Annotated in this window: 13 protein-coding genes; 8 read left to right on the forward strand and 5 right to left on the reverse strand. The window is 42.1% G+C overall.

The window, feature by feature from the left end:
* Positions 1-8: 8 nt before the first annotated feature.
* Positions 9-1,196 (forward strand): Na+/H+ antiporter NhaA, encoded by a 1,188-nt coding sequence (nhaA, locus tag H562_RS0104235; RefSeq protein WP_027376367.1) that lies wholly within the window; start codon positions 9-11, stop codon positions 1,194-1,196.
* A gap of 13 nt (positions 1,197-1,209) precedes the next feature.
* On the opposite strand, the gene H562_RS14635 is transcribed toward nhaA, so the two are convergent.
* Complete coding sequence (locus H562_RS14635; protein WP_051190390.1) at positions 1,210-2,205, reverse strand: YihY/virulence factor BrkB family protein; 996 nt, start codon at positions 2,203-2,205, stop codon at positions 1,210-1,212.
* A gap of 30 nt (positions 2,206-2,235) precedes the next feature.
* On the opposite strand from H562_RS14635, the gene H562_RS0104245 reads away from it, so the two are divergent.
* The 4 genes from H562_RS0104245 to H562_RS0104260 all read left to right on the forward strand — a co-directional run bounded on the left by H562_RS0104245 (position 2,236) and on the right by H562_RS0104260 (position 5,736).
* Entirely contained in the window at positions 2,236-2,709 is a 474-nt protein-coding gene (locus tag H562_RS0104245) for a 23S rRNA (pseudouridine(1915)-N(3))-methyltransferase RlmH (protein WP_027376368.1), read from the forward strand.
* A gap of 111 nt (positions 2,710-2,820) precedes the next feature.
* Positions 2,821-4,488, forward strand: coding sequence for an ABC1 kinase family protein (locus H562_RS0104250; RefSeq protein WP_027376369.1), 1,668 nt, complete (start codon positions 2,821-2,823; stop codon positions 4,486-4,488).
* A gap of 98 nt (positions 4,489-4,586) precedes the next feature.
* The gene (locus H562_RS0104255; RefSeq protein ID WP_027376370.1) at positions 4,587-5,366 is read left to right on the forward strand and encodes a HipA family kinase; all 780 of its coding nucleotides are present in this window, start codon (positions 4,587-4,589) and stop codon (positions 5,364-5,366) included.
* Positions 5,353-5,736: a DUF3037 domain-containing protein gene (locus tag H562_RS0104260; RefSeq protein WP_027376371.1), complete on the forward strand. Its 384-nt coding sequence runs from the start codon at positions 5,353-5,355 to the stop codon at positions 5,734-5,736. Before H562_RS0104255 ends, H562_RS0104260 begins: the two co-directional genes overlap by 14 nt.
* Positions 5,737-5,867: 131 nt before the next feature.
* Here the strand turns inward: H562_RS0104260 and H562_RS0104265 are convergent, their stop codons facing one another.
* Positions 5,868-8,195, reverse strand: a complete 2,328-nt coding sequence (locus H562_RS0104265) for an ATP-dependent helicase (protein ID WP_027376372.1) — start codon at positions 8,193-8,195, stop codon at positions 5,868-5,870.
* Positions 8,196-8,419: 224 nt separating this feature from the next.
* Here H562_RS0104265 and secG point away from each other — a divergent pair, with 224 nt between their 5' ends.
* Positions 8,420-8,764 (forward strand): preprotein translocase subunit SecG, encoded by a 345-nt coding sequence (gene secG, locus H562_RS0104270; protein WP_027376373.1) that lies wholly within the window; start codon positions 8,420-8,422, stop codon positions 8,762-8,764.
* Positions 8,765-8,801: 37 nt separating this feature from the next.
* Here secG and H562_RS0104275 read toward each other — a convergent pair whose 3' ends face one another.
* From H562_RS0104275 to recR, 3 genes are read right to left on the reverse strand one after another with little or no spacing between them, the layout of a single operon-like run.
* The gene (locus H562_RS0104275; protein WP_027376374.1) at positions 8,802-9,647 is read right to left on the reverse strand and encodes a glycosyltransferase family 2 protein; all 846 of its coding nucleotides are present in this window, start codon (positions 9,645-9,647) and stop codon (positions 8,802-8,804) included.
* Entirely contained in the window at positions 9,644-10,450 is an 807-nt protein-coding gene (locus H562_RS14640; RefSeq protein ID WP_034690646.1) for a glycosyltransferase family 2 protein, read from the reverse strand. The genes H562_RS0104275 and H562_RS14640 overlap by 4 nt, the downstream gene beginning before the upstream one ends.
* A gap of 59 nt (positions 10,451-10,509) precedes the next feature.
* Positions 10,510-11,121, reverse strand: coding sequence for a recombination mediator RecR (gene recR / locus H562_RS0104285; protein ID WP_027376375.1), 612 nt, complete (start codon positions 11,119-11,121; stop codon positions 10,510-10,512).
* 85 nt (positions 11,122-11,206) lie between these two features.
* On the opposite strand from recR, the gene H562_RS0104290 reads away from it, so the two are divergent.
* A complete protein-coding gene (locus tag H562_RS0104290) occupies positions 11,207-11,812 on the forward strand; it encodes an LURP-one-related/scramblase family protein (RefSeq protein ID WP_027376376.1) in 606 nt (201 codons plus the stop codon).
* Positions 11,813-11,831: 19 nt separating this feature from the next.
* Positions 11,832-12,326, forward strand: coding sequence for a hypothetical protein (locus H562_RS0104295; RefSeq protein ID WP_027376377.1), 495 nt, complete (start codon positions 11,832-11,834; stop codon positions 12,324-12,326).
* Positions 12,327-12,411: the final 85 nt, after the last annotated feature.

Here is a 12,411-nt window from a genome sequence, read left to right on the forward strand (position 1 = left end):
ACAAAACTATGCTCATCACAGACTATTTTCGCAAATTTCTTCACAGTTCACAGTCCTCGGGGATTCTGCTCATCATTTCGGTAGGTATTTCCCTGCTTATAGCCAACTCGTCACTTGGCGAATCATTTCAGGCGCTGCTGGATCAAAATATCGGTACAGATATCTTCCAGCTGAACTATCCTTTAAGCATCTGGATCAATGACGGTTTGATGGCGATCTTCTTCTTGCTCGTAGGTCTGGAAATCAAACGCGAAATCGTAGAAGGCGAACTTTCTTCCTTTAAAAATGCTTCGCTGCCCATATTTGCCGCGGTTGGCGGAATGGTGGTTCCTGCTTTGGTTTATTTTCTTTTCACACAGGGAACGGAATATGAGAAAGGCTGGGCGATTCCTATGGCGACCGACATCGCCTTTTCACTAGCAATCATCTCCATGCTTGGCAAAAAAGTGCCGCTGTCGCTGAAGATGTTTCTGGCGGCACTTGCTATTGTAGATGATCTGGGCGCCATTGTAGTGATAGCCGCTTTTTATACAGATCAGATCCACTGGGATTATTTGGGATTCAGTGCGGTGACGGTAGCAGTTCTGGTTGCCCTCAATTTTTTGAAGGTCCAAAAACATATTTATTATCTGGTGCCGGGTATTTTTCTCTGGTATTTCATGCATCATTCCGGCGTACATGCGACAATTGCGGGTGTAGTACTCGCTTTTACGATACCTACCAACATCTCTACGACGGAAATTTCGCCTTTAGAAAAACTCGAACAGAAACTGCATTTACCGGTAAACTTTCTGATCATGCCGATTTTCGCCCTTGCAAATACCAATATCACCTTTAAAGATGGTATGGTCGACGGTCTTTTTACCAATTTCGGGTACGGCATCATTCTCGGGCTTTTGGTGGGTAAAGTGGTCGGCATCAATCTGTTTTCCTGGATCTCTGTAAAGTTAAAAATCAGTTCGCTTCCCGATCAAAGTAGCTGGTCGCAGATGATCGGTGCGGGACTGCTCGCCGGTATAGGATTTACAATGTCTATTTTTATCGCCCTTCTTTCCTTTAAAGGTCATCCGGAAATTCAGGATGAAGCGAAGTTCGCGGTACTTGTCGCCTCAGGCATATCGGGAATCGCAGGGTATAAACTCTTGAAATCGGTGGGTAAACGGAGGATGCGCGCTAAAAAAGCGGACATTAAATAATTTCTTAAAACTGCTATTCTTCAATCACGATTTTATGCCGGTCGCTATCTGAATCTGAGAGTATATCTGTACTAAGATTCTGTGCGTTGTACTGCATTTCGTCGGCAATCATTTTTTCAACACGCACTTTCTTGATCGCGATATTTAATTCGTTACCCAAAAGAATCAGTATAATATTGATGTTCACCCAAACCATTACCAAAATAATGGAGCCGATAGAGCCGTACAAAACATTGTAGCGGGCAAAGTCCTTCACATAAATCGCAAAGAAATACGTAAGCAGCACAAAAAGAACGGTGGTAAGTATCGCGCCGGGAATGGCCTGTTTAAAAGTCGTGATCTTCAGACAGCCAACCCAGTAGAACAGCGCCAGAAGGATAAAGTAGAATATCGGAAACGAAATAAATCCAATAATTTTAGACATGTTATCTACAAACCACGAAATATTGATCTGCGGCGTAAAGAGTTTTAACACAACCTCACTGTAGTAAACGCCTAAAAGCGAAGCAATTACCAGCACCACAAAGGCTATGGTAATAAAGAACGACACCAGATACTCTTTCACCACGCCGCGCCGCAGATTCGTATTAAGGTTAAAACCGTTGATCAGTGAATGCGTACCGTTTACGGCAAAGATCATGGCAAAAATAATGGTGAGGTTACTGATGTTCTTCATATTTGGAAGTATGAAGTCATGAATATAACCGGACACATCTTGCTGAATGTGCGCAGGAAAAACATTATGCATCAGGACTTCGAAAATATAGAATTGAAGCTTGTCGTAATGCGGTAAATACGGCAAAAGCGAAAGTAAAAACAGGATAAAGGGAAAAAGACTCAGAAAGAAACTCCAGCTGATGCTCGCAGCAATACGGCCGATCTGCATTTTGAAGACGCCCTGACCGTAAATCTCAAACATTTTCCAGAGCGAAATCCCTAAGAAAGGAATATGTAGATCATCTAGAAACCTGTGTATTTTGAGAAGGAATTTAGGAGTTTTCAGGCCCATTAATCTATATTTGCAGAACAAAGATATGAAATGCGAATTAATTTGGTATGCATCGGGAAAACCGATGACCGCGAGATCCAGGCTCTGCTGAAATATTATCAGACCCGTTTGCCGAAACACTGGAATTTTGAGATGACAGAAATCGCCGATGTAAAAAACGCCAAAAATCTTACGCCCGACCTTATTAAAAAAGAAGAAGCAAAATTATTTCTGAATCAAATAGAAAATTCCGATTTTGTGATCCTTCTTGATGAGAACGGAAAACATTTTACCAGCCGCGAATTTGCCTTAAAAATAGAATCCTGGATGAATTCCTCGGTCAAGAAAATTGCCGTACTGATTGGCGGCGCCTATGGTTTTGCCGAGGAAATTACTGAACGCGCAAACGAAAAAATATCGCTTTCAAAAATGACGTTTACGCACCAGATGATCCGCCTTTTTTTTATGGAACAGCTTTACCGTGCCGATCAGATCCTGCAGGGAAAGCCGTATCACAACGACTAGAGCGTGCTTATTTTTTATTTTAATAATTTCATTTAAAATCAAATTCAGCGAAGCAACCGCGTTCAGCTGCGCGATTGGTATGTTTTTTCCTTTACCTGAAAAAAATAAATTATGGATTTAGGTAACCTGGAGAAATACCGCAAATTTTTTGCTTTTATTCTAAAATATTACAACAGCGATCTGCTAAAATCAACCACCAGCTCTGTTTTAAATCCTGAGCAGGAAGAGGCTGACTTAACCGGTGATTTTGAAGATAAACCTGAAGAACTTGTGGCTGACCTCAAAAAAATGGGTCCTACTTATATTAAACTTGGCCAGCTTTTATCCACTCGGCCGGACCTTCTTCCCGAACCTTTTTTAAACGCGCTGGCTGACCTGCAGGATGATGTAGAAACGATTTCTTTTGATGAGGTTGAAAAAATATTCGAGCAGGAAATTGGCGTACGGATAAACAAAGCTTTTCTGGATTTCGATAAAATACCCCTTGCAAGCGCTTCCATTGGTCAGGTACATAAAGCTGTTTTACATTCGGGCCGCGTGGTAGCGGTTAAGATTCAGCGTCCCGGCGTGCGGAAGGATTTTTTCGATGATCTGGATACCTTAAAGGAAATGGCGGCTTGTGCAGTAAAACATTCCAAGGAAGCCCGGAAATATGCGCTTGAGGAACTGGTAGAAGAGTTGCGCTATATTTTACTTAATGAGCTGGATTATACCAAGGAGTTTTACAACCTGAAAACATTAAAAGAAAACCTGAACAGATACCACAAACTGATTATTCCTGCGCCTGTTGCCGAATATTCATCTCCGAAAGTGCTTACGATGGATTTTGTGGAAGGTAAGAAAATTACCTCTCTGGGAAATCTGCGAAAAATGGAAAGCGATTTCACACCACTGGTTGATGAGTTTGTAGAGGCATATATGCAGCAGATCATTGTTGATGGTTTTGCGCATGCAGATCCACATCCGGGAAATATTCATCTTACGGCAGACAACCGTTTTGCAATAATGGATCTGGGAATGGTGGCCAAGTTCAGCCCAACACTCACCGAAAAAATTATGATGCTCCTGGTCGCGATGAGCAAAAGAGACGGAGATGCGATGACTGATGCGCTGCTGGAAATGGGCGAATATGACCAAAACACTGCCAACCTTGAGGAATTCAGAAAAAATATTAACCGCCTGGTCTTGGAAAGCAACTCTACGGCCGCCGCCGAAATGCAGTCGGGAAGGGTGGTACTTCAAATGAATAAAATTGCTACAGATCAGGGAATAAAGCTTGCCGTGGAACTCAATATTCTGGGGAAGATTCTGCTGAACCTCGATCAGATAGTGGCCGTACTTACACCGGAATATGATCTGCAGCAAGCGATCAGGCGTTTCATGGAGGAAATGGTGAACAGAAAAATGAAACGTGATCTGCGGCCCGAAAACGCTTACGGCTTCCTTCTGGAAAATAAGAAGCTTCTCGAAAACCTGCCCTCTCGACTTAATAAAATTACCGAGAAACTTGCCAACAGCGAATTCGAGCTCAAAATCCACGCGCTTGATGAAAAACGCCTGACCGACGGTTTCCAAAAAGTGGCCAACAGAATTACTTCAGGTCTTATCATTGCCGCCATGATTATCGGAGCGGCGATCCTCATGCGGATTCCATCCACCTACTCTATTCTCGGTTATGGGATCCTGCCTTTTATTTTCTTTTTGATCGCCATTGGTCTCGGCCTTTATCTTGTGTACAATATCATGTTCAAAGATGAAAACTTTAAAAATAAAAAGTAGCAAATCAACAATTTCACGTACGGTTTAAAATATTTTCGGTCCTTCTTTGAACACAATTTTTATTCTTTTCTTCACATTAATGGTTATTTTTGTACCCTATGGATGATTTATCATTGCGCACGGTCACGGTCATGCGCTACATTCTGCCGCTGCGCGAGGGCGGTTCACTGCCGGCTTTGGCAGAGGCCGACGACGATTTCAAATATGTATTGAAGTTCCGCGGCGCGGGTCACGGCGTGAAAATGCTTATTTCTGAATTGCTTGGCGGTATGATCGCCCACCGGCTTGGCTTACAGATCCCCGAACTTGTTTTTGCAAACCTAGATGTGGACTTTGGCCGTACCGAGGCTGATGAAGAAATTCAGGACCTGCTGAAGTTTTCTGAAGGTTTGAATTTAGGTCTTCATTTTCTTTCCGGTGCCATCGCGTATGACTCTTCTGTAAAAGTTGATCCATTGTTGGCGTCAAAGATCGTATGGCTGGATGCTTTTATCACTAATATCGACCGAACCTTTAAGAATACCAATCTGCTGATGTGGCACAAGGAACTGTGGATCATCGACAATGGTGCTTCGTTTTATTTTCACCATTCCTGGCAGAATTTCGATGCTGCAGCGAAAACGCCTTTTAAATATATAAAAGACCATGTGCTGCTGGCGCAGGCTACGGAACTCAACGAAGCGGACCGCTTTGCAAAAGAGGTATTGACAGACGAGTTTTTCCGTAAGCTCGTCAATCTGCTTCCGGAAGACTGGCTGCACTGGAACGACGCCGACGAATCGCCGAATGAGATCCGGGAAATATACTATCAGTTTTTAACAACACGGCTGCAGAATTCTGCCATATTTATAAAAGAAGCTCAGGATGCAAGAGGATAAATTATACGAGTATGCGGTAGTACGCCTGGTTCCAAAGGTTGAAAGAGAAGAATTCTTCAACATAGGACTCGTCATGTTTTCGAAGAAAGAAAAATATATCCGAATTCAGTTTCATGTGTGTCACGAAAAGTTCACGCTCCTGCAAAGTAAAATGGATTTTGAAGACATTGCGCAGAATGTTGACAGCTTCCAAAAAGTAGCAAACGGTGAAAAAAACGCCGGCGAAATTGCACAGCTCGATATTCCGGAGCGTTTCCGCTGGCTGACGGCTGTTCGCAGTTCTGTGGTCCAAACTTCGCGGCCACATCCGGGGAAAACCAAAAACCTGGACCAAACTTTTGAGAGACTGTTTGAGGAACTGGTAAAATAACTTTTTCTGTCGCAGCAGATTTTCATTAACAAAAAAAAACTCACGCAACGGCTTATGAGTCAGTAAAAAACTTTAAACTTTTGTCTGTTTAAAAAGCTATTACTTAAATGATTTACCCTTTTATTTCGGTTTTAAATCTTGGTGAGTTTTGCAAACTTCAGAATAAGATTTTTCTCGCCTTCATGCTGAAACTTCACTTTTGCTTTAATGTTTTGCGGGTCGGTACCATCTAAAAAAATCACTTCGCCTACGCCAAACCTGTCGTGCCGCACCTGATCGCCGACCTCAATATCCTGAGAGGAATTGCCGCTTGGGTTGATGATTTTAGCGGTAGATACAGGTTTTAAGTTCTGAGGAACCTGCAACGGCTCGTTTCGCTGTATGGTTTTCTTTTCGTCTTTCTTTTTATAAAAGCGCGGTTCGCTGGGCAGATCATCAAAAATGTTGGAGGTAATTCCGGAATGGTTTACATAACGGCTTTCAACCGCAGGATTTATAAATTCGAGGTACTCGGCGTCAACTTCGCTGAGAAATCGCGAAGGTTCCGCATCGGTAATTTTGCCCCACTGAAAACGCGAAACTGCGTAGGTAAAAAATGCCTGCTTCTCTGCACGTGTCAGCGCCACATAAAACAACCTGCGCTCCTCTTCCACCTCTTCGCGGGTTGAGGAACTCATAAAACTCGGAAAAAGATTTTCCTCCAGACCAACGAGGTGAACCACGGGAAACTCCAGACCTTTGGAAAGGTGAATGGTCATAAGTGAAACTTTGTCGCCATCATCGTTCTTATCGGTTTGCGTATCGGCGGAAAGCGCAATATTTTCCAGAAAGTTTGAGAGCGACGGATCGCCGTCTTCTATCTGCTGCTGCTCCTCAATAAATCCCTGCATGGAGTTCATCAGTTCCTGAATATTTTCAACACGCGAGATACCTTCCGGTGTTTGGTCGTCTTTCAGGAATTTTATCAGGCCAGTGCGTTTCGCCACTTCCATTCCGACATTGTAGGCGTTTTCCTCTTTCAACATGACCTGAAACGCTTTGATCATCGCCCAGAAGTCTGCAAGTTTCGTGAGGATACCGTTGTTCAGGTTCAGATTCGGCGCGTAAAAACCGAGGTTACCCAATACCTGTGTAACGGTAATGTTTTGGGAGCCTGCAAAAACGATCAGTTTATTTTGAGTGGTTTCACCGATTCCCCGGGCGGGATAGTTGATTACGCGGAAGAGCGCTTCGCTGTCATTTTCATTCACCAAAAGCCGCAGGTAAGCTACCAGGTCTTTTACCTCTTTACGCTGATAAAATGAGAGACCGCCAAATACGCGGTACGGAATATTCTTGCGGCGCAGGGCATCTTCAAAGGCACGTGTCTGGGAATTGGTGCGGTACAAAATGGCAAAATCTGTAAATTTTCTTTGCAGCGAATTGTGCTGTTCCCAAATATTTGAGGCTACAAAGTTGGCCTCGTCGGCATCGGAAAGTGAACGGTAAACTTTAATTTTCTCGCCCTCTTCATTTTCGCTGAATACATTTTTCTTAAACTGCTGCACATTTTTCGCAATCACCACATTTGCAGCGTTTACAATATTCTGGGTTGAGCGGTAATTCTGTTCCAGCGAAACAGTTTTCGCATCGGGATAATCTTTTTTAAAGTTTAAGATATTGAAAATATTTGCGCCCCGGAAAGAGTAGATTGACTGCGCATCATCGCCCACCACGCAAATATTTTCAAATTTGGAGGCTAAGGCTTTAACGATCAGATACTGGGAATGGTTGGTATCCTGGTACTCATCGACCAAAATGTACCGAAAACGATCCTGATATTTGGCAAGAACTTCCGGAAAACGCGTGAGCAGTTCATTTGTCTTTAACAAAAGATCATCAAAATCCATCGCTCCATTTTTGTAGCAGGCCTCTACATATTTCTGATAAATCGCGCCGATATGCTTCATATTGGCCCTTTCATCAGATTCGATGAGCTCCGGATTATTAAAGTAGGCCTTTACGGTAATGAGATTATTTTTGTAATTTGAAATGCGGGCGAGCACTTTTTTAGGTTTGTACAGATCCGCATCAATATTCATTTCTTTTAATACTTTCTTCAGCACGTTCAGCGAATCCTGCGAATCGTAAATCGTAAAGTTCGAAGGAAAACCCAGGTAATGCGCTTCACTGCGAAGAATTCTGGCAAACACAGAGTGGAAAGTTCCCATCCACAAACTTCGGGCTTCACTGTCACCCACCACTTTTGCAATACGGCTCTTCATTTCCTTTGCGGCTTTATTGGTAAAGGTGAGCGCCAGAATATTGAAGGGATCCACGAGGTTGGTAATCAAATGGGCGATGCGCATGGTCAGCACACGGGTTTTGCCCGAACCCGCGCCGGCGAGAACCATCAGCGGCCCTTCGAGCGTGGTTACGGCGTCATATTGCGCTTCATTTAATCCTTTCAAATAATCCATAAGTACAAAAAAGTTGGCGTAAATTTACGTAAATTTTTAGAGATTTTTTTTCAGAAGACTTCTCAAAAGATAATACAACGGCACACTCAACTGCTCGGTATTTTTTGAATTAATGAACGTATATCCTGAATTTCCCTGCAGATTTTTAATATTTTACCCCACCTTTTTGCTTTGGAATAATTTTAAATAGTTATATTTGCACTTCGAAAACTCTGAAATAAAAAATGAATACAATATTTACCTTATTCATGATCCTGATCATGATTGCGAGCCTTCTGCTCATCGTAATGGTTATGGCACAAAATCCAAAAGGCGGCGGTCTTTCCGGAACTTTTGGCGGAACTTCTTCAGCCCAGTTCGGTGTACAGCGTACCAACGACTTTATGGAGAAAGCGACCTGGAGTTTAGGCGCGATCATTGTGGTTCTGATTTTGGTGAGTGTTATTTTAACTGCGAAGCCGATCACACCTGTGAAGGGTGCACCGGCAAGACAGGAAGCTCCGGCACCGCAAACCGCTCCGGCTACCAACAATCCGGCAGCTACAATGCCTGCTCCCGCAGCAAATTAAGCATAGAGTTTTTTAACGAAAATAAAAAAGAGGTTCATTATTTTGAACCTCTTTTTATTTTATTTCGTTCCATTCGGTGCCTTACCTTCAGACCGGCGGACAAAAAACTGTGCTGAAGTGGTTTCGGCTTTTTATAATATTTATCAATAAAAATCTGCATCGCCCCGTAGAACCGTTCCAGATACACAAAATCCTTAACCGTGCATTCACCCTTATGATGAAGGATGGAAGTTTTGCCGTAATACCAGTTCTGATACTTTCTGCGCAGCAAGGTGTAGCACAAATCAATGTCTTCTCCGTACATAAAGTAGCGCTCATCCAAACCTCCGATCTCCTGGTAAAGTTTTTTCTTCATTAAAAGGAATGCGCCGGTGATGATTTCCACTCTCGCGATTTCATATTCATCAATGTCGTTTCGGTAATACGATTTGGCGGTATTTTTCCTGAAATTGGTAAATAACTTTTCAAATGAGTTAAACATATCCGGCACCGATCTTTTGCTTTCCGCCAGGAACCTGCCCTTGGAATCATGCATTCGCACACCCAGACAACCCAGATTTACCTGAGTGTCGGCAAAATTAATCACAGCGGCAAGATCTGGCTTTTCAAATTCGGTATCAGGATTCAGCAGAAGAATGTACTCGCCACGGGCTTCGCGCACGGCTTTGTTATTAGCCACAGCAAATCCCTCATTTTTATCGGCTGCTATAAACCTAAAGCGCGGGAATTCCTTTATTAATGTTTTCCAGGATTTATCCGGCGAATCGTTATCAATGATAATTACTTCATAATCAATATTGATCACATAATTTTCAATAGATAGCAGGCATTTCCGCAACAATTCTGTGACGTTATAATTCACGATAATGACCGATAACTTCATTTTCCCTTTTGTTTTAAATATTTATGGCGGCAAACTCTCGCCACATATTTTAACTGATAAAAAAACCGATAGCAATGATATTCTGTTTTTGAAATCCTATTTAACCGTAACATTTCGCGCAGATTTTTCTGAAATCCTTTTTCCATTTCCTTTAAATTGGCCGACAGACCGGAAATGCCGAAAGATCTTTTTCCGCCGCCCGCAAAAACCAATTCTTCATTTAAGATATACATCTTATCTTTCTCAGAAATTTTCAGCCAGTAATTTATGTCCTCTCCGTACTTCTGGCCGCCATCAAAATAACCTGTGTTGTCTAAAATTTCCCGTTTTAAAATTACAGTGGAGGGCTGCGCTTCATTTCTGAACATCAATTTACGAAAAGTAACTGCAGATAAATTATTTCTGAAATCGGTGTAAGGATATTTCAGCACATGATTCACACGTCTTGTTGCCAAAAAATCGACAGGGAAACCTGCATTGTGGAAAATGTGCATTTGTTTCGCTGTTTTTTCCGGCAGCCATTCGTCATCAGCATCCAGAAAGGCAAGGTGGGAACCTTTTGCAATTTTCATCGCGGCATTTCTTGCAGCGGAAACTCCTGCGTTCTGCTGATCAATAATAATAAGGTTTAGGTCTTTATTCTCTGCTTTAAAATTTTCAATGATCTGCCGGCTTTTATCCGTGGAACCATCATTAACAGTAATAATTTCAAAGCTTTCAGCAGCAGTCTGATTTTTGACGGAATTCAAAGCACGCAAAATACTTTCTTCAGCATTATAAACAGGAATAATTACGGAAATCATGCGCAGAAAACTTTTATAAAAAATTCAGTGCTAAAATAGGAAAAACTTCGCCGCGGCGCTTAATCTTTCTCGTTATAAGGTAAACGGTTTTGAATCGAGCGGCCGAGGGAAATTTCGTCGGCATATTCCAGTTCATCGCCAACGGAGATTCCACGAGCAATGGTGGAGAAGTTAACGTCTGCGTTCTTGAACTTGCGGTAAATATAGTAAGCGGTCGTATCGCCCTCCATGGTGGCGCTGAGCGCAAAGATCAACTCTTTTATCTCACCTGCAGCGAGTTTTTTTTCGATCGACGAAATGTTCAGCTGGTTCGGACCAATTCCTTCCATTGGCGATATCTTACCACCGAGGACCAAGTATTTTCCACGGAATTTTCCTGTATTTTCAATCGCCATTACATCGCGTACATCTTCAACCACGCATAAAATCTCAGGATTTCTTTTTGGGTTCGAGCAGATCTCACAAATTTCGGAATCGGAAAAGTTATGACAATCGGCGCAGTACTGAATTTCGGTCACAAGTTTCTTTAGCGAATCTCCCAAAGTGAGTGCCTGGCTTTGCGGCTGTTTCAGAAGGTGCAGCGCGAGCCGTAAAGCAGATTTCTTGCCGATGCCCGGCAGGCCGGAAATTTCTTCAACCGCTTTTGCTAAAACTCTACTCGGATAATCCATTGCGCAAAGATAAAGTACCGCAGGGAAAGTTCAAAATAGTGAAAACCAAATTGTATCATTTCCCTATCTTTACGGAAATAAAACCATGGCTCTGCAAAATCTAAATTACCCGCTCGATTTCAAGTTTAAGATCACTACCCTTTCCAGCGACTTCAATATAACCGACAGGAACGGTAATTACGTTGCTTATGTGCGGCAGAAAATGTTCCGACTGAAGGAGTATGTAATTGTTTTCCAAAATGAAAGCCGCACGCAGGAGCTGTTCCGCATTCAGGCCAACCAATGGATCGATTTTAACGCTTCTTATTCGCTCACAGATGTTGTAAATGATAAAAAGTTCGGCAGAATGGCGCGTAAAGGTATGCGCTCACTTTGGAAATCTCATTATGAAATTCTCGATGAAAATGATCAGTTCAAATTTGAAGTGAATGAGGATAACGCCTGGGTGAAAGTTCTGGATGGATTTATTGGCGAAATCCCGGTGCTTGGTATGTTTACCGGATATTTCCTCAATCCTTCGTACACCGTTAAAGACAGGAACGGAAAAGAATTTTTCAGACTGAAAAAAATGCCGTCACTTATTGGAAGAAGATTTCAGTTAGACCGGCTGATTGATATTGATGATGAAGATGAAACCTTGGTGGTATTGAGTTTACTGATGATGGTGCTGCTGGAACGTTCCCGCGGTTAAAAATTAATAGGATATTTTTATGAAAAAACTTGTGCTTATTACGACTCTTATATTTATTATCTCCTGCCAAAAAGATGGAAATACATCCGGATTGAAAACAGCTCAGGATTCCCTTTCACTTAAAACTGATTCCGGAACTGTTTCTGCTGGCGAAATCCCGAATCAGATCCATCTGGAGACTTTTGCATTTCCCCCCGAAGTTAATGGCTGTTCATGTTATTTTTCTGCTAATAAAGCAGATTTCGACGATGAAAAATATATTTATATTGATGATTACGGTAATAATGCTTTTATAAAGACCAACGGAAAAATGATAAAGTTTGAAATGAAGGAAGGCGACTTCGATCCCGAAAACTTCAGCAAAACAATTAAAAACAGTGACTTTACCATTTCCATTACCGGTCAGAAAGTAAAAGAACTCGGAGAAGTAATGATGTTTCAGGGAACAATGACGGTAGAAAATAAAACAGGTGAAAAAACCGTGACACCAATCTACGGTGAATGCGGGTGTTAATGTATTCCTAAAATTTTTAGATTACGCTGCCGAATATTTTGGGAGCGTTTTTTTATTCGTATTTTTGAGATAAATAAATTTTAAA

The organism is Kaistella palustris DSM 21579 (assembly GCF_000422265.1).
GTDB classification, from domain to species: Bacteria; Bacteroidota; Bacteroidia; order Flavobacteriales; family Weeksellaceae; genus Kaistella; species Kaistella palustris.